The sequence below is a fragment of the Pyxidicoccus fallax genome (assembly GCF_012933655.1).
Lineage (GTDB): Bacteria > Myxococcota > Myxococcia > Myxococcales > Myxococcaceae > Myxococcus > Myxococcus fallax.
Genome location: NZ_JABBJJ010000267.1, coordinates 1 through 17,159, shown reverse-complemented (window position 1 = coordinate 17,159; position 17,159 = coordinate 1). Strand labels below are relative to the sequence as shown.

The 17,159-nt window shown below is 71.4% G+C and carries 17 protein-coding genes and 1 other RNA gene; 11 read left to right on the top strand and 7 right to left on the bottom strand.

The window, feature by feature from the left end:
• Positions 1-43: 43 nt before the first annotated feature.
• From HG543_RS38840 to HG543_RS38820, 5 genes are all read left to right on the top strand, one after another.
• Positions 44-1,441, top strand: a complete 1,398-nt coding sequence (locus HG543_RS38840) for a S41 family peptidase (protein ID WP_169349969.1) — start codon at positions 44-46, stop codon at positions 1,439-1,441.
• Between the two features lie 69 nt (positions 1,442-1,510).
• Complete coding sequence (locus HG543_RS38835) at positions 1,511-3,379, top strand: PEGA domain-containing protein (RefSeq protein WP_169349968.1); 1,869 nt, start codon at positions 1,511-1,513, stop codon at positions 3,377-3,379.
• A gap of 2 nt (positions 3,380-3,381) precedes the next feature.
• Complete coding sequence (locus HG543_RS38830; RefSeq protein ID WP_169349967.1) at positions 3,382-3,681, top strand: hypothetical protein; 300 nt, start codon at positions 3,382-3,384, stop codon at positions 3,679-3,681.
• A 216-nt stretch (positions 3,682-3,897) separates the two neighbouring features.
• Positions 3,898-4,878 (top strand): D-alanine--D-alanine ligase, encoded by a 981-nt coding sequence (locus tag HG543_RS38825; RefSeq protein WP_169349966.1) that lies wholly within the window; start codon positions 3,898-3,900, stop codon positions 4,876-4,878.
• 327 nt (positions 4,879-5,205) lie between these two features.
• On the top strand, positions 5,206-6,735 hold the full coding sequence (locus HG543_RS38820) for a cellulose synthase family protein (RefSeq protein WP_169349965.1): 1,530 nt from the start codon (positions 5,206-5,208) through the stop codon (positions 6,733-6,735).
• A 66-nt stretch (positions 6,736-6,801) separates the two neighbouring features.
• Here HG543_RS38820 and HG543_RS38815 read toward each other — a convergent pair whose 3' ends face one another.
• The gene (locus HG543_RS38815; protein ID WP_169349964.1) at positions 6,802-7,326 is read right to left on the bottom strand and encodes a hypothetical protein; all 525 of its coding nucleotides are present in this window, start codon (positions 7,324-7,326) and stop codon (positions 6,802-6,804) included.
• A gap of 83 nt (positions 7,327-7,409) precedes the next feature.
• On the opposite strand from HG543_RS38815, the gene HG543_RS38810 reads away from it, so the two are divergent.
• Complete coding sequence (locus HG543_RS38810) at positions 7,410-8,519, top strand: PEGA domain-containing protein (RefSeq protein WP_169349963.1); 1,110 nt, start codon at positions 7,410-7,412, stop codon at positions 8,517-8,519.
• A 57-nt stretch (positions 8,520-8,576) separates the two neighbouring features.
• Here HG543_RS38810 and HG543_RS38805 read toward each other — a convergent pair whose 3' ends face one another.
• On the bottom strand, positions 8,577-9,179 hold the full coding sequence (locus tag HG543_RS38805; RefSeq protein WP_169349962.1) for a hypothetical protein: 603 nt from the start codon (positions 9,177-9,179) through the stop codon (positions 8,577-8,579).
• Between the two features lie 52 nt (positions 9,180-9,231).
• Between HG543_RS38805 and HG543_RS38800 the strand changes: the two genes are divergently transcribed.
• Positions 9,232-11,067 (top strand): M1 family aminopeptidase, encoded by a 1,836-nt coding sequence (locus tag HG543_RS38800; protein WP_169349961.1) that lies wholly within the window; start codon positions 9,232-9,234, stop codon positions 11,065-11,067.
• 19 nt (positions 11,068-11,086) lie between these two features.
• Here the strand turns inward: HG543_RS38800 and ftsY are convergent, their stop codons facing one another.
• Complete coding sequence (gene ftsY, locus HG543_RS38795; RefSeq protein WP_169349960.1) at positions 11,087-12,661, bottom strand: signal recognition particle-docking protein FtsY; 1,575 nt, start codon at positions 12,659-12,661, stop codon at positions 11,087-11,089.
• 68 nt (positions 12,662-12,729) lie between these two features.
• Here ftsY and HG543_RS38790 point away from each other — a divergent pair, with 68 nt between their 5' ends.
• Positions 12,730-13,287, top strand: a complete 558-nt coding sequence (locus HG543_RS38790) for a hypothetical protein (RefSeq protein WP_169349959.1) — start codon at positions 12,730-12,732, stop codon at positions 13,285-13,287.
• Positions 13,288-13,324: 37 nt separating this feature from the next.
• On the opposite strand, the gene rnpB is transcribed toward HG543_RS38790, so the two are convergent.
• The 3 genes from rnpB to HG543_RS38775 form a co-directional block, all read right to left on the bottom strand.
• An RNA gene (rnpB, locus tag HG543_RS38785) (RNase P RNA component class A) lies at positions 13,325-13,721 on the bottom strand.
• Between the two features lie 60 nt (positions 13,722-13,781).
• A complete protein-coding gene (locus HG543_RS55805; protein WP_246357605.1) occupies positions 13,782-14,051 on the bottom strand; it encodes a hypothetical protein in 270 nt (89 codons plus the stop codon).
• Between the two features lie 21 nt (positions 14,052-14,072).
• Entirely contained in the window at positions 14,073-14,804 is a 732-nt protein-coding gene (locus tag HG543_RS38775) for a zinc ribbon domain-containing protein (protein ID WP_169349958.1), read from the bottom strand.
• A 160-nt stretch (positions 14,805-14,964) separates the two neighbouring features.
• Between HG543_RS38775 and HG543_RS38770 the strand changes: the two genes are divergently transcribed.
• Together HG543_RS38770 and HG543_RS38765 are read left to right on the top strand one after the other, a co-directional pair.
• Complete coding sequence (locus tag HG543_RS38770) at positions 14,965-15,753, top strand: cupredoxin domain-containing protein (protein ID WP_171818870.1); 789 nt, start codon at positions 14,965-14,967, stop codon at positions 15,751-15,753.
• Positions 15,754-15,934: 181 nt separating this feature from the next.
• A complete protein-coding gene (locus HG543_RS38765; protein WP_169349956.1) occupies positions 15,935-16,102 on the top strand; it encodes a hypothetical protein in 168 nt (55 codons plus the stop codon).
• A gap of 117 nt (positions 16,103-16,219) precedes the next feature.
• Here HG543_RS38765 and HG543_RS38760 read toward each other — a convergent pair whose 3' ends face one another.
• Positions 16,220-16,510 carry a TIGR02300 family protein gene (locus HG543_RS38760; protein WP_169349955.1) on the bottom strand — a complete coding sequence of 97 codons (291 nt, stop codon included), beginning with the start codon at positions 16,508-16,510 and terminating at the stop codon, positions 16,220-16,222.
• 144 nt (positions 16,511-16,654) lie between these two features.
• On the opposite strand from HG543_RS38760, the gene HG543_RS38755 reads away from it, so the two are divergent.
• On the top strand, positions 16,655-17,159 hold a 505-nt coding region (locus HG543_RS38755), incomplete at its 3' end, for a GYF domain-containing protein (RefSeq protein WP_169349954.1).

The window sequence follows — 17,159 nt, the reverse complement described above, 5'->3', positions numbered from 1 at the left end:
GCCCTGGGGTTGACGGGGCCTTTGCGTGAAAGGACGTACCGACGTGACGCGTCTTCCCCAGCCGTGGCGCGCGGCGCTGGCCGCCTTCCTCCTCCTGAGTGGCCCCGCGGCCGCGGACGAGAAGTCGAAGGCCGGCGGCCGTGCCTCCAGCACGCCCGTGGCCCCCGGCCGAGCGGAGCGGGCCGAGCGAGATGACGCCACGTACCGCCAGCTCGAGCTGTTCGCGCGGGTGCTCTCCTACGTGGAGAACAACTACGTGGAGCCGCCGGACCGCGAGCGGCTCATCCACGGCGCCATCCAGGGGATGCTGGAGACGCTGGACCCGCACACCCTCTACATGCCCCCGGAGGTGTTCCGGGAGATGAAGATAGATACCTCGGGCGAGTGGGGCGGGCTGGGCATCGAAATCGCGCGCAAGGGCGAGCGAATCGTCGTGGTGGCCGCCATCGACGACACGCCGGCGGCGCGCGCGGGCCTCAAGGCGGGGGACGAATTGGTGGGCATCGACGGCGAGTCCACGCAGGGCATGGACGTGGGGCGCGCCATGCAGAAGATGCGCGGCCCGGCGGGCGGCCGGGTGCTGCTCACCATCATGCGCCAGGGCTTCAGCGCGCCGCGCGAAATCGCCATCATCCGCGACCACATCCGCATCATCTCCGTGGAGGGCGCGCTGTACGGCGGCATCGGCCACGTGAAGGTGAAGAACTTCCAGGACCGCACGGACCTGTACCTGCGCAAGGAGCTGGACCGGCTGCGCGGCCTCAACGGCGGCAAGGAGCTGCGCGGGCTCGTGCTGGACTTGCGCAACAACCCCGGGGGCCTCCTGGACCAGGCGGTGGCGGTGAGCGACCGCTTCCTGCCGGGCAACCTGCCCATCGTCTCCACCCGGGGACGCGACGGCCGCAACACCACCGAGGAGCGCAGCAAGGACCGCGACACGGAGAAGGACTACCCCGTGGTGGTGCTCGTCAACGCGGGTAGTGCCTCCGCGTCCGAAATCGTGGCCGGCGCGCTGCAGGACCACGGCCGCGCCGCCATCATGGGCACGCCCACCTTCGGCAAGGGCAGCGTGCAGACGGTCATCGAGCTGGAGGACGGCTCGGGCCTGAAGCTGACCATCGCGCGCTACTACACGCCCAAGGGGCGCAGCATCCAGGAGCGCGGAATCTCTCCGGACTACCTCGTCCCCGACGAGGCGGGTGGCAAGACCCCGCGCGAGGCGGTGCGCGAGAAGGACCTGCGCCGCCACTTCCGCGCCGAGCCCACCGCGGGCGCCGAGACGCCCGAGCCCGCGCCGCGCGGCCTGCCCGAGGGCCTCAAGGACTGGGCCGTCACCGCCGAGCTGAAGGACAAGGACTACCCGTTGAAGGTCGCCCTCGACTACCTCAACGGACTGGCCTCGGCGCCGGGCCGCGCGCCGGCCCGTGCCTCGGGTCGCTGAGGACTCATTCGAACTTGCATTTCGCCGCGCACGCCGTTTGATGCGCGACGAACCAAGGGTGAACGAGTGATGCGACCTTCGAGCAAGCGCGCGCTGCACGCGGCGCTGAGCGGCTGGCTGGTGGGCCTTCTGGCCGTGGGACCGGCGGCGGCCCAACCGTCCATGCCCGCGCGGCTGATGCCCCGGGCCCTCTCCGCGGCGACCGCGGACTCCACGGTGACGGTGGTGGCCATCCCGCTGGACGCGGCGGCCCGGACCGAGGCCTCCCGGCTGGCGTACCTCGCGGAGCAGGAGGTGGCGCGCTCCGGCCGGCTGCGCCTGGTGCGGCTGGCGGACGCGCTGGACGCGGACGGGCGGCGCGAGCGCGAGGCGCGGGCCGCCGAGGCCGCCGCCGCGATGAAGGAGGGCCAGCGCGCCTACGACGAGCTGGACACGCAGCAGGCGCTCCAGCAGTTCGACAAGGCGGTGCGCGCGTCCGAGGCGGGAGACCTGTCCCTGCGCTTCGGCGACCTGAGCCGCGCGCGGGTGATGAAGGCGGCCACGCAGGTGGCCAACGGCGAGGGCACGGCGGCCCAGCTGGAGATCCGCTCGGTGCTGGCGGTGGACCCGCGCGCGCAGTTCTCGCCCAACTTCTTCCCGCCGGACGAGATGGCCTTCGTGGAGAAGGAGCGCAAGGCGGTGCTGGCCGCCGCGAAGACGTCGCTGTCCGTGCGCACCGAGCCCGTGCCCGCCCACGTCTATGTGGACGGCGTGTTCCGCGGCGTGTCGCCGGTGGAGGTGACGGACCTGCCGCCCGCGGACCACTACGTGACGGTGCTGGCGCCGGGCTACGCGCTGACGCAGCGCCGGGCCCGCGAGGGGGATACCACGCTCACCCTGCCGCCGCTGCCCGCGCAGAAGCCCCTGCAGACGCTGACGGAGACGGCGGCGCGCAAGCCGGAGAGCGCGGAGCGCGACAGGGCCCTGCGCGAGCTGGGCGCGCTGGCGGGCGTGTCCCAGGTGCTCGCGCTGCTGGTGCGCGGCGGCGTCGGGGCCGCGCCCCTGGAGGTGACGGCCCTGCGGCTGGACGTCGCGGACGGGCACAACCTGGCCTACGCGCTGGGCACGGTGCCGCGCGGGGCGGCCATGGATGCGGGCTCGGACGAGCTGCTGACGCGGCTGGTGTCCGCGGACGCGCCGCGCCAGGGCGGCAAGCCGGTGACGCACTTCGCGTCGGGCAGCGCCACCCGCCGCACGGTGGGCTACGTGCTGATGGCCACGGGCGTGGCCCTGCTGGCCGGCGGCGTCTACTTCGGCATGGAGGCCTCCGCGAAGGAGGACGACTTCAAGCGCGCCGAGCAGAACAGCCCGCGCGCCCAGGACCTCAAGGACACCGGCAAGACGTATGCGCTGGTGGCGGACGTGGGCATCGTGACGGGACTGGTGGCCGCGGGCCTCGGTGGCTACTTCGCCTTCGCCGACGGCGGTGGTGGCGGAAGCAAGGCCCCCACCCGCGCGGAGCCGGCGCCGCGCTCCGAGCCGGCGCCCCAGCGCGAGGCGCTGCCGATGCCGCCTCCGCCCCGCGCCACGACGACGAAGCCCCAGGGTGAGTCACTGCCCATGCCTCCGCCTCCGGCGCGCACTCCGCCTCCGGCGCGCACCCCGCCTCCGGCGCCCGCGGCCGAGGAGCCCCCCGCTCCGACGCAGGCCCCGGAGGGCAAGCGCTCCTCCCGGCAGGAAGAGGAGCGGCGGCGGGAGGAGGAGCTGCGCAAGCGTCGCGAGGAGGTGGAGCGCCAGCGCCGCGAGTTGGAGGAGCAGCGCAAGCAGGAGGAAGAGGCGGCGGAGCGCAAGCGCGAGGAGGAGGCGAAGCGCAAGCGCGAGGAGGAGCGGCGGCGGCGGGAGGAAGAGGAGAAGAAGAAGCGGCCCGCACTCGACGAAGACGATCTCCGGAACTACTAGCCATGCGCCGTCCCCTGCGTTCCCTCCTTCCCCTCACGGCCCTCTGCCTGGGCCTGTCCGCGTGCAGTCTCCTCGTCGACTTCGACGAGGAGGGGCTGCCCTGCGACGACCGCAACCAGTGCCTGCCGGGCTACACCTGCGTGGATGACGCCTGTGTCTCCGACGGCACGCCCGGGTCCGACGGTGGCACCGACGCCGGCACGGGCACCGACGCCGGTACTGGCGCCGATGCCGGCACCGGCACCGATGCCGGTACCGACGCCGGCACGCGCACCGATGCTGGTACCGACGCGGGTCCCTGACCACGGTCCGGGCGCGGGGACGGGACTTTCTACAGTCCCCGCCCCGTGTCCGCGGGGCCGCGCCGTGTCTTGAAGACCACGCTTGCCCGGCCGCCTGGGTGTCCCCGCAACCCCTTGTTCAGACGGGAAACCGACGCGGCGTGTCCGCTCCGGCCCGGACGCCGCGTGGTTGGCATCCTCCGTGCTCTAGCCCCTGCCCAGGAGGCGTCATCGACAATGGGTAAGCGCGTCGGAGTGCTGATGGGTGGGTGGGGCGAGGAGCGGGAGATTTCGCTCAAGACGGGAGAGGCCGTGGTGGCGGCCCTGGAGTCCCGCGGCCACCACGTCACCCGCGTCTTCGCGGGCCCCGGGCTGGACCGGGCGCTGCGCGCGGCGGAGCTGGACGTGGCCTTCCTCGCGCTGCACGGACGCATGGGCGAGGACGGGCGCGTGCAGGGCCTGCTGGAGCTGCTGGAGCTGCCGTACACCGGCTCGGGCGTGCTGGCCTCGGCGCTGGCCATGAACAAGCCCATGGCCAAGAAGCTCTTCCGGCTGCACAACCTGCCCACGCCGCAGGGCTACCGCGTGGTGCGCGCGGACGCGGCGCGCGCGCTGGAGCTGCACGGTGACCTGGGCTACCCCTGCGTGGTGAAGCCCGCGCTGGGCGGCTCCTCGGTGGGCCTGTCCGTGGTGCGCGAGCCCGGGGCGCTCGCCCCCGCGGTGGCCCAGGCGTGCCGCTTCGGCGGCGAGGCCCTGGTGGAGCGCTTCTTCGCCGGCCGCGAGGTGACGGTGGGCATCCTCGGCGACACGGTGCTGGGCACCTGTGAGATTGCCACCCCGCGCGAGAGCTTCGACTTCGACGCCAAGTACAAGGGCGGCTCGCGCTACTTCCTGCCGGCCCGCATGTCCGCCACGCGCGTGGCCAACGTGGAGTCCCTGGCCCTGGCCGCGTACCGCGCGCTGGGCTGCCGCGGCTATGGCCGGGTGGACCTGCTCTGCTCGGACACGGAGAACGACGTCGTCCTGGAGGTGAACACGCTGCCCGGCTTCACCCCCACCAGCCTCATGCCGAAGATTGCCGCCCAGGCCGGCCTGGACTTCCCCGAGCTCGTCGAGCGCGTCCTGGCGCTCGCCACCCGCGACGAGGCCGGCGTCACCGACGCTCCCGCCGTCGAGCCCCTCGCCGCGCCCGCCGAGCCCCGCCGCGCGGTGAGCTGACCCGGGAGGTTGGCCCTCCCACCGGCGCCGCCTCAGCCCCGGCGCCGGCACCCATCAGCCCCGTGATGGCCCTGTGACGCGAAGTGTCAGACCCGGGTGAACGGAACGTTCAAATCCGGGGAATAGTTTGACACGACCTTGACGCGTCCCTATTGTCCGGCGCCGATCATCCCCGGAAGATTAAAACCTCGTCTTTTCGGGCACATACGGAGCGGGGGCTCACCAGACCCATCTGGCGGCGGTCAGCGTGAGAGGGTGTCCGGGGCCGCCGCGCAAGGAAGGACCGCCGGCCACGGGGGCCGTCGCGGGAGGGGCTGAGCGTCACCGATGACCACCGTCGAGATCATCTTCCTGGGCGTCTATTTCAGCGTCCTGTGCGTGCTGGCGGTCTACGGCTCGCACCGGTACCGGATGGCGTTCCTGTACTACCGGCACAAGTTCAAGCTGCCGACGCCCAAGGGCGCGCTGAAGGAGCTGCCGCGCGTCACCATCCAGCTCCCCATCTTCAACGAGATGTACGTCGTTGAGCGCCTGGTGGAGTCGGTGTGCCGCATCGAGTACCCGCGCGAGCTGCTCGAAATCCAGGTGCTGGACGACTCGACGGACGAGACGTGCGCCATTGCCCGCGCCTGCGTGGAGCGGATGAAGCAGAAGGGCCACGACATCGTCTACATCCACCGCACCAACCGCCAGGGCTTCAAGGCGGGCGCGCTGGAGAACGGCCTGAAGCTGGCGCGCGGCGAGTTCGTCGCGGTGTTCGACGCGGACTTCGTGCCGAGCCCGGACTTCCTGCAGCGCACGGTGCCGTTCTTCTCGGACAGCAAGGTGGGCATGGTGCAGGTGCGCTGGGGCCACCTCAACCGTGACTTCTCCATCCTGACGCAGGCCCAGAGCATCTTCCTGGACGGGCACTTCATCATCGAGCACACCGCCCGCAACCGCTCCGGCTGCTTCTTCAACTTCAACGGCACCGCGGGCATCTGGCGCCGCGGCACCATCTCCGACGCGGGCGGCTGGCAGCACGACACGCTCACCGAGGACCTGGACCTGAGCTACCGCGCCCAGCTCAAGGGCTGGCAGTTCGTCTTCCTGCCCGAGGTCATCTCCCCGGCCGAGGTGCCGGTGGACATGAACGCCTTCAAGAGCCAGCAGCACCGCTGGGCGAAGGGCTCCATCCAGACGGCGAAGAAGCTGCTGCCCACCATCCTCAAGAGCGACCTGCCCCTGGTGGTGAAGCGCGAGGCCTTCTTCCACCTCACCAACAACATGGCCTATCTGTTGATGGTGCTCCTGTCCGTGCTGATGCCCATCAGCATGGTGGTGCGCTTCCAGCACGGCCTGTACGGCACGCTCTTCCTGGACCTGCCCTTCTTCATCACCGCCACCGCCAGCGTCTGCGTGTTCTACGTGGCCGCGCAGCGGGAGATGGGCGTGAAGGGGTGGGCGCGGGTGAAGTACCTGCCCTTCCTGATGAGCCTGGGCATCGGCCTGGCCATCAACAACGCGAAGGCGGTGCTGGAGGCGCTGCTCAACCAGCAGTCGGGCTTCGCGCGCACGCCGAAGACGGGCGCCGAGGGCAAGAAGGTCGTCGCGGTGAAGAAGACGTACCGCGGCAGCAAGACGCTGATGCCGGTGGTGGAGCTGCTCTTCGCGGCCTACTTCACGGGGGCGCTGTGGTTCGCCATCGACGCGCGCATCTACACGTCGGTGCCCTTCATCGTCCTCTTCCAGGCGGGCTTCCTGTACGTGGGCGTCTCCAGCCTGCTCCAGGGCCTGGGCCTGTCCGGCCGCGTCAAGCTGACCGAGTCCGCGCCCCCGGTGAACGCCACCGGGGAGCAGCCGCGCCGCGCCGCCTGAGCGGCCGCTGACGGCGGGTGACACCACGGGGTGAGGCCTCCTACCGGGCCTCACCCCTTCGCATTTTCAGGTCCCCGCGTCCGGGCTTCCGCGCAGCAGCACCTGCTGCAGCCGCACGGCGGGCGCGCCGGACGGGGCGGGACGGCAGCCCTCGTCGATGGAGGCGCTGGCCGCCGAGCGCAGCGTGAGGCCGGTGTCCGCGCACGTCACCACCTCGGTGGGGAAGACGACGGGGCAGGGCGCGCCGCTGCCGGTGAAGCCGGTGGCGCGCGTTTCGCCGACGAAGCCCTGCGGGGTGCGCTGGAGGACGATGGAGGCCGCGCCCGCGTCCGGGACTTCCGCGCCGCCCTCCGGCCGGGCGCGCACGACGGCGAGCGACAACGTTCCACCGTCATCCTCGCCGTAGTACCGGAAGGCCGGATTTTCCGCGTGGTAGTACTCGCCCGCCTGGCTGCTCTCGCAGCCGGGTGGGACGCGGATGGGGGGAGCGGGTGGAGGCTGGGTCTCCGTCCGGGGAGGCGTCTTGGGCGAGCACGCCGTGAGGGAGAGAACACTGAGGCCGAGGGCCAGGGGTGTCAGGACGCGGTGCATGGGGCGCGGATATTGGCCCAAGGTCAAGGTGCGCGGGACTCTGTTTGATTCCCCTGGGATGACTCTCTAACCTTCGGCCTGTCATGAGCTTCCAACGCTTCGTCCTTTTCGTCCTGGTGGCCCTCCTGGCGGTGCCGTCCTCCGCCTTCGCGCAGGACGATGATGATCCGCTCGCGCCTCCGCTCGCTCCCAAGCCGAAGTCGTCCCGCACGAAGGCGGGGAAGACGAAGGTGGTGAAGAAGAAGCCCGCGCGCGAGAAGCCCGCGAAGGTCACCAAGAAGCCCGCGAAGACGCCGAAGACGAAGACGGCCCGGGGCAAGGCGGGCAAGAAGGCCGTGGAGCCGGTCGTCGAGGATGATCCGCTGGCGCCGCCGCAGATGCTGGCGAAGACGGAGCTGCTGGTGCGCATCTCCGGCAACGTGAAGGGCGCGAAGCTGCTGGTGGACGGCAAGGACGCCGGCATCCTCACCGCGGCGCCCGTGCCCGTGGAGGTGACGCCGGGCGAGCACCTGCTGGTGGTCCGCAAGCCGGGCTACGCGGACTTCACGAAGCGCATCGACGTGAAGGAGGGCTCGCAGACGGACGTGGCGGTGTCGCTGGAGGCGAACATGGGCTTCGCGTCGCTGACGGCGGACGTGCCGGAGGCGGTCGTCTTCGTGGACGGCGAGGAGCTGGGCCGGGTGCCGCAGATGAACGTGCTGCTCAAGACGGGCTCGCGCGAAATCGAGTTCCGCGCGCCGGGCTTCAAGCCCGACGTGCACAACATCACCGTGTTCGCCGGCCGCACCTACGCCGTCGAGGGCCAGCTGCGGCCGCTGGAGGACACGTCGACGGTGGCCAGCGCGGAGGACGTGCCGCGCAAGCCCGGGCTGGACGCGAGGCCGCGCGACACGACGACGACCGTGGGCGGGCTGGACCAGCCGAACCCGGATGACATCACGGACGAGGTGAGCTCCAGCAAGCCGTGGTACGGCCGCTGGTACGTGTGGGCCGGCGTCGGCGCCGTGGTGGCCGCCGGCACGGTGGGCGCGGTGATGGCGACGCAGGGGGGCGGAGCGGATCCCCTGACGCAGGAGGAAATCTGCCCGGAGGGTGGCTGCGTGTTCCTGGGCGGCGCGCGCCCGGTTCGCGGCGGTGGGAAGGCGCGGGGAGGAACCGTCCTCCGGATTCCCGACGCGGCCCTCCGCTTCTGATGTGACTTCCGCGCACCGCCCGCCCGGATTCACACGGGGCGGGCGGGCCCGCGCGGCTCACTGGTTGCGCAGGTTGTCCGGGTCGTCGGACGTGCGGAGCGAGCCGGGGGAGAGCACGAGGTACACGTCGCTCACCCGGCCCACGCCCCAGTAGTCCAGCGCGGTGGCGCGGACCTGGAAGGGCTCGGACTCGGGCAGCAGGGCGGTGAGGTCCACCTCGCCCGGCTCGAAGTTGAAGGCGCGGCGGCCCAGGTTGTCCACCTGCTCCTTGCCCATGTGGACGCCCTCGGTGAAGCCCACCACGGCGCGCCGCACCACCTTGCCGCTCGCGTCGAGGACCTCCAGCAGCAGGAAGTTGTCCACGGAGATGCCGAGCCTGCCCGCGGCGTCCCCGAAGAGGCGGGCGCGCTGCCCTTCCAGCCGCAGCACCGGCGTCTGCCCGGTGGTGACGACGCGCGGCGTGCGCTCTCCCTCGGAGGTGTCGATGTCCACGTCCTCGCGCAGCTTCTCGAGCGTCTCGGTCTCCTGCGCGGGGGTGTCCAGCAGGAGCCGCACGGCGCGCGGTTCGGAGGAGGGGAGGTGGGCGGTGGACGTGGGGCCTTGTCGCGCACAGGCCACCAGACCCCAGGCGGCGGCCAGGACGAGCGTTCGGGAGTGCATGCGCGCCCAGGCTAGACGAGCAGTGGTGGCGTGGGTCAATTAGGATGGCCCCATGCGGACCTTCCTGCGCGGGTGCCTGCTGTGGTGTGCGCTCTCCGGGGCCCCTGCCTGGAGCGGCGCGCCGCCGTCCCCTCCGGCCGCGACTCCCGCCCCGGGGATGGTGTCCCCCGAGGTCCAGCTCTGCCTCCAGCACCTCAAGCCCTCCGAGCGCGAGCGGGCGGCGAAGGCGCTGGGCCCCCTGGCGGAGCTGCCGCTCTACCGGGTGCGGCTCGAGGTGGACCCGGCGGCCCGCGAGGTGAAGGGGCAGGTGCAGGTGGAGGTGGTGGCCCGGGGCCGGCCGCTGACGGAGCTGTACCTGCGGCTGACGCCCAACATGCAGGGGCGGCGGGTGACGCTGTCCGAGGCGAAGCTGGGCGGCAAGCCCGTGCGGCTGGAGCAGCCGGAGCCCACGCTGTATCGCGTGTCACTGGAGGAGCCGGTGCCGGCCGGCGCGGCGGCGTCGCTGGAGGTGGCGGTGAAGGCCACCGTGCCGAGGGCGGAGAAGGGCGGAGGGATGCTCGCGGGCCTGTTGGGCGGAGGCCAGCGCGGTGGGGGAGGGGACCACGGCGCCTTCTCGGCGACGGAGGACTTCCTCAGCCTGGTGGGCGTGGTGCCGCAGGTGCCGCCGGTGGACGCGGCGGGCAGGCCCTGGGACGGGCCGCAGGGCATTGGCGACCTCTCGCTGTACGAGCCGGCCAACGTGCTGGCCACCGTCAGCGTGCCCACGGGGTGGACGGTGCACGCCACCGGCGCGCCCATGGGCGAGGTGCCCGAGCGCGACGGCCGCGTGCGCTTCGCCTTCGCCGCGGGCGCGGTGCGTGACTTCCCCATCCTCGTGTCACGGGGCTACGAGAAGAAGACGACGACGGTGGGGGGCGTGACGGTGGAGAGCCACTTCGCGGCGAGGGACAAGGCCGCGGGGCAGCGGGTGTTGGAGTACACCGCCGCGGCGCTCGCGGAGTTCGAGCGGCGGTTGGGCCCGCTGCCCTATACGCACTTCCGCGTGGTGGAGGCGCCGCTGTCCGGAGGCGCGGGCGGCATGGAGTTCCCGGGGCTCGTCACGGTGGCCACGTCGCTCTACCGGGGCTCGGCGCAGCCGTCCGAGGCGCTGTCCTCGCTGTCGGGCATGGAGGGCATGGAGGAGTTCCTGGGGCTATTGGGGCAGGGCGGCGGCAACGGGGCCCTGGCGCACCTGGGCGAGGTGCTGGAGCGCACGCTGGAGTTCACGGTGGCGCACGAGGTGGCGCACCAGTACTTCGCGGGGCTCATCGGCTCGGACCCCATCAACGCGCCCGTCGTGGACGAGTCGCTGGCCCAGTACGCGGCGCTGCTCTACGTCGAGTGGCGGCACGGCAAGGCGGCGGCGGACGTGCAGCGCAAGGAAGCGCTGGTGGCGTCGTACCACCTGTACCGGCTCTCTGGCGGGAAGGACGGCAAGGCGGACCGGCCCACGGGCGATTTCGAGAACGAGTTCGAGTACGGGGCGCTCGTGTACGGCAAGGCGCCGCTGTTGCACCACGCCTCGCGGCAGCTCGTGGGGGACGACGCCTTCTTCCGGGGCCTGCGCTCGTACGTGGACACGTACCGCTTCAAGTGGACGTGCGGGGACTGCCTCACGAAGGAGCTGGCGAAGGCGAGCCCGGCGAACGCGAAGCGGCTGGACGCCCTGCGCGTGCGCTGGTGGAGCGAGGCGCACGGCGACGCGGACCTGGGCAAGGCGGACCTGGGCTCGCTGCTGGGCGCCCAGGGGCTGGGAGACCTGGGGGACTTGAAGGACCTGCAGCTCGGGATGGACCCGGCGTCGAAGAAGCTGCTGGAGGAGCTGATGCCGGGGCTGCTGGGGGAGTGAGCCCCGGCCGCTTCGTCCCTCAGTCGAACAGCGCCTGAACGAATTCGCGCGGCTCGAAGCGGCGCAGGTCGGCGATCTTCTCGCCCACGCCCACCCAGACGACGGGCAGCTTCAATTCGTCGCAGATGCCGATGATGACGCCGCCCTTCGCGGTGCCGTCCAGCTTCGTCAGGGCGATGGCGGTGACGCCCACCGCCTCGTGGAACTGCTTGGCCTGCTGAATCGCGTTCTGGCCGTTGGTGGAGTCCAGCACCAGCAGCACCTCGTGCGGCGCGCCGGGCAGGGCCTTGTCCATGACGCGCTTGACCTTCTTCAGCTCCTCCATGAGCGGCGCCTTCGTGTGGAGCCGGCCCGCCGTGTCCGCGATGACGACCTCCGCGCCCTCGGCCTGCGCCTTCTTCACCGCCTCGAACACCACCGAGCCCGGGTCTCCGCCCTCCACGCCCTTCACCAGCGAGGCCTTCGCCCGGTCCGCCCACACGTCGAGCTGCTCCGTGGCCGCCGCGCGGAACGTGTCACCCGCCGCGAGCACCACCTTCTTGCCCTGGCCCGTCAGCTGCGCCGACAGCTTGCCGATGGTCGTCGTCTTCCCCGCGCCGTTGACACCCACCACCATCACCACGTGCGGCGGGCCTCCGCCCTCCAGCGTGCGCGGCACCGGCAGGTCGACGATGCGGGCCACCTCCTCGCGGATGAGGGCCTTGATGCGCTCGGGGTCCTTCAGCTCGTTGCGCTTGAGCTTCTCGCGCGCCACCTCCACCAGGTGGTTCGCCGTGCGCACGCCGATGTCCGCGGTGAAGAGGATTTCCTCCAGCTCCGCCAGCACCGACTCGTCCACCTGGCGCTGCTGGCCGAACAGGCCGTTGAGCCGCGCCATGAAGCCCTGGCTCTTCGTCTTGTCCAGGCCCTGCGCCAGCGTGCGGCCGGCCTCGGCTTCAATCTTGGCGCGGGCGGCGGCCTCCTCGGCGCGGCGGGTCTCCTCGACGGCGGCGGCCTCGCGGGCGCGCTGCTCCTCCAGGAGCCGCTGCCCCTCGGCCTGCTCGCGCTTGCGGCGCTCCCGCGCCTCGTCGTCGGCGGCCTTCTTCGCGCGGTACTCGGCGCGCTTCTCCTCCTCCTCACGCTCCTTGAGGGCGCGGACCTCCGCCTCCAGCCGCGCGCGCTCGGCGGCGTCCGTGGTGGTGCGGGCGGCCCGGGCGGCCTCCTCGCGCTGACGCGCCAGGGCCTCGACGCGGGCGTGCACCTCCTCCACCTCGCGCAGCCGGGCGGCCTCGGCCTCCGACGGCGGCAGCTCCACGCGAATCCGCGGCTGCTCCGCCGGCAGGGCGGGCTGCTCCTTGTCCTTGTCCACGGGCGGCGGGGCCCGCTTCGGCTCGGGGGCGCGCTTGCGGAAGAACAGCTTCCGGGCGGCCAGCACCATGAGGAGGACGAAGAGGCCCGCGGCGCCAATGCCCACCACGTCGCCAATGGGCAGGCCGTCCGTGGGCGGCTCCCCCGTGCCGGGCTGCGTCGTGCCTCCTCCGCCCGGCGTGGGGGCGGGGGAGGGAGCGGGCGGCACCTGCGCAATCAGGGCGTCGAGGGCGTTGGGCGTCTTCATGGGCGCGCTTCGCATACACCAACACGCAAGTGGATGCAGCGCCCGTGGCCGGGTAGAAAACGCCTGCCATGCGCCTCAAGCCTTCCACTGTCCTGCTTCCGTCGCTCCTCCTGCTGGGCAGCGCCTGCATCGTCGAGGCGCCCGGCGGCGCCAGCCCCGCGGAGCGGCGCGCGGCCACCGTCGCCCAGGTGCCGCCCCTGTCCGTGCGCAACGGCGCCAACCTCGGCGGAAAGGTGGAAATCGTCGGCGCCTCCGTGCAGCCGGGCCGGCTCACCCCCGGAGAGCAGGCGAAGGTGACGCTCTACTTCAAGGTGCTCCAGCCCCTGGAGGAGGACTACCTCGTCTTCGTCCACGTGGAGGACGCCGACGGCCGCATGGAGCGGATGAACGTGGACCACCCGCCCGCCGGCGGCATCTACCCCACGTCCAAGTGGCGCCCCGGCGAGACGGTGAAGGACGAGTTCGCCATCTACCTGCCGCCCGGCGCGTCCACGCGCAGCCTCAACATCTGGCTGGGCCTGTGGGAGCCGCGCACGGACTCGCGCCTGCGGCTCACCAACCCGGACGCCGTGCGCAACGACGGCAGGGACCGCATCTTCCTCGCGCAGGTGCCCGTGGCGCGCTGAAGCGCGCGGGCGAGCGGGACGGCTACAGGGGAAAAAGCGCCGGAGTGGCCCTGTAAGCCGGGTTCTGTCCCCACCCCTTTCGGAGTGGGCGGCGAACATTCATCTAGGGTCCTGGTTGCCCAGGAGCCTCATCAGCGAGCAACCCGAGCGCCTGGGACGGGCCATCCTTGTCCCCCCGACAGCGAGGGACGCGCTCCTATTGGCTCTTGCTCCAGGTGGGGTTTACCGTGCCGTCCGAGTCGCCCCGGACGCGGTGCGCTCTTACCGCACCGTTTCACCCTTACCCGCCCCTTTCGGAACGGGCGGTTTGTTTTCTGTGGCACTTTCCTGCGAGTCGCCTCGACTGGCCGTTAGCCAGCACCCTGCCCTCTGGAGCCCGGACTTTCCTCCCGCCACCCGTGACTGCGGTGGCCGGCGTTCACCCGGACCACTCCGGCAACGTGCCCTTACAACAGGCGGACGGCCCGGGTCCACTCCGCGGGCGGGGGGGGCGGTTAGCGCGTGCGCTTCGAGGCCTTGCGCGGGCGACCCTCGGAGGCGGGTGCGTGCTCTTCCGAGGAGGCGTCCTCGGCCGCGTCTGGCGCGAGGGCTTCCGGGCGAGGCTCCGCCGGAGACGCCGCCAGCGCCTCCAGGCGTCCGGCCGCCTCCTCGATGAGCTGCCCGAGGTGCTCACGGGTGAGCCCTCGGAAGGCGCGCACCGTCGATGGCAGCGGCTCCTCACGCGCGATGTGGCGGAGGATGTCGACAATGGACGGCGCGGGCATGACGGCGCGGAGGGTGGGGGACTACTTCTCCGCCGCGGGCGTTTCCTGGAGGGCTTCCACCGCGTAGATGATGCGGTGGCAGGACGGGCACACGTCCGAGCCGAGCGAGGTGCGCAGCTGGTTGTAGAGCTGCGGCGGCACGTTCATGTTGCAGCCCTGGCAGGTGCCGGCCACCACGCCGACCAGCGCGGGCAGCTTCTTCTTGCGCACCGTCTCGTAGCGGCGGAGCAGGGTGGAGTCGACGCCCGAGGCCACGCCGGAGCGGCGGCCCTCGAGCTCCTTCACCTGCGCCTCCGCCTCGCCCAGCTTGCCCTTGAGCTCCGCCATGCGGCCGGACAGGCCCTGCGCCTTCGTGGCGTACTCGGCTTCCTTCGCCTTGATGGCCTCGCGCGCGGCGCCCAGCTGCTTCGTCAGCTCCGCCAGCTCCTCGCCCATCGTCAGATTCGCCTTCTTGGCGATGTCGATTTCACGGGCCAGGGCGGAGTACTCGCGGGTGGAGCGCTGCTCGCTGAGCCGCGCCTCCCACTTCTTCACCTTGTCCTTCTCGTCCGTGATGTTCTGCTCGAGCTGCGCCTTCTGGCGCTCCATGTCGGTGAGCCGCGCCCGCTCTGCCTCGATGGCGCTCCGGGCCACGCCCAGCTCTCGCTCCAGCTCGGAAATCTGACGGGGGTGAACGTCCGCGGCCTTCCGGAGCGCAGCGACCTCGAGGTCCACCTTCTGCAGCTCCGCCAGCGCTTTCAATTTCTCCCGCAAAGTTGCTGCCTCCCACAGGGCCGCACCGTGTACGGCCGCGCTCTTGTACCAACAAGGCTGATGGGGGTCCAACGCCCAAATGGGCCATGAGTCATCCCTTGGGCCCCTGGCAGCCATGCTGCATTTGAAACTGCTTCACGCTCCCGTTAGACCGGAGCGCGTGCTCCGCGCCATCTTTCTCGGCTCTCTCGTCCTCGCGCTCGCGCCCGCATGCCGCGAGTCCACGCCTCCGCAGCCCCCCGCCGCGCCCGCGTCTGGCGCCGGACTTCCGGCTCCTGCGGTGAATCCGGCTCCCACCGCCACGGGTTGGGGCACTCTCGAAGGACGCATCCGGCTGGCCGGCACGCCTCCCAAGCCCGCGCGCCAGCCGACCATCGGCACCGTCGTCTCCGTGTGCGGCGAGGAGACGGAGGACCGCTCGCTCGTGGTGGGGGGCGAGGGGGCGCTCGCCCATGTGGTGGTGTCGGTGAAGGAGGGGGCCACCCTGTCCGCGCCGCGCGCCGCCACCCCCGAGCCCGTGCTGGACCAGAAGCGCTGCGTCTATGACCCGCCTGTCATGGCCGCGCGGGCCGGCGCCACCCTGGCGCTGCGCAACTCGGACCCGCTGGTCCACAACGTGCGCGCCGCCTCCGGCACCAACCGTTCCTTTTTCAACGTGGCCATGCCCCTGGAGGGCATGACGGTGCGCCGGCAGCTCCCCGCCACCCCGGGCGACGTTCCCATCCGCTGCGACGTCCACCCGTGGATGCGCTCGCTCGTGAAGACCTTCGACCACGCCTACTTCGCCACCACCGACGCCGAGGGCCGCTTCCGCCTGGAGGTCCCCGAGGGCACCCACACCGTGGTCCTCTGGCACGAGCGCCTGCCCGAGGTGGCACACACCGTGAATGTGAAGGCGGGCGAGACAGTCCAGGTGGAGCAGACCTGGAACGTGGCCGACCTGAAGTAGGTCTCGTCTCATGACCGGGAGCGGGCCCCTGGCCCGTATCCCCCTCGGGGCGGGTGGGTCAGCGAAATATTTCCGGCGCTCGACGTATAAGTGAGTGAGAGGCCGAATTTCGAATCCCATTTCCGTTCTGGCGGAAATATTGCTATAAGACTGGCTAGCTACAACAAGAGGGGGCCGAGTCATGCATCAGCCGAAGAAGCGGACGACCTTGACCAATGACCTGCGCACCCTGGCGTCCTCCACGCGGAAGCCGACGCCTCGGCCCGTGGGGATGCAGGAGATGGGGCCGGGCCTGTACGAGCAGATCCGCCGGGTGCTCCTCGAGCTGGCGCCCGTCTCGGGCACCTGAGCCCCGGGCGTCCGGGGCGCGTGCTCGCGCCCCAGGCGGTCCCCTGACAGCGGTGTCCTGAAAACCGAAGGGGCTCCCGGCCTGCGCCGTGGAGCCCCTGGTGTTCAGAAGCGTGGATTAGATCTCATCCTCGTCAGGCTCGGCGGCGGCCTCGTCGTCGTCGAAGGACTCCAGCTCACCTTCCTCATCCTCCTCCGCGGCTGCTGGCTCCTCGGGTTCGATGGGTTCGATGACCTTCGGGGTAGCAGCCAGGCGGCCGCGACGGCCCTCGGGCTGCGGCTTGAGTGCCGGGCTCTCCCGCTGGTCCGCCCCACACTTCGGGCAGAGCGGGTCCGGCTTCTTCATGTCGTAGAACTTCGTCTGGCACTTGTAGCAGACGTGCTTCGTTCCAAGATCCTTCGCCGGCATTCGCCACCTTTGGAAAGGCCAGTGGAGCAGGGAGAGGGCGGCTGAATAGTTGGGCTGTCGGACAGAGTCAACCGATGGTTTGCGCGGGGGATTTCTAGCGGTAGCATCCGACCCGCGTTTTCCCCCGGAAGCTGGACGCTCCCCTTGAACTTTACCTGCGACAATTGCCAGAAGCGGTATTCCATTGCGGACGAAAAGGTCCGCGGCAAGACGGTCAAGGTCCGCTGCAAGAACTGCCAGAACGTCATCACCGTCGAAGGCCCCGCCGAGGAGGAGAGCACCCGCGTGGTGTCCCTCGCGGACGTGGAGCGAATCCGCGCGCAGGAGCGCTCGCTGGCGGAGCCGGCGGCGGCCTCCGCGCCCGCGGCCCGGACGGCCCCGGCACCGGCTCCTGCCCCCGCCCCCCAGACGCCCTGGGACGATGAGCCCACGCGCGCCGCGCCCCTGAAGCCCACGGGTTCGCCCTGGTTCGTCATGGTGCGCAACAAGCAGGAGGGCCCCCTGGACGAGGGCGCCCTCCGGGAGATGATCGCCACCGGCACCGTGAGCGGTCGCAGCTTCTTCTGGCAGCAGGGCATGGCGGACTGGAAGCGCGGCTCGGACATCCCCGAGCTGGCCGGCCTCTTCGCGCCGCCGCCCGCCCCCGAGC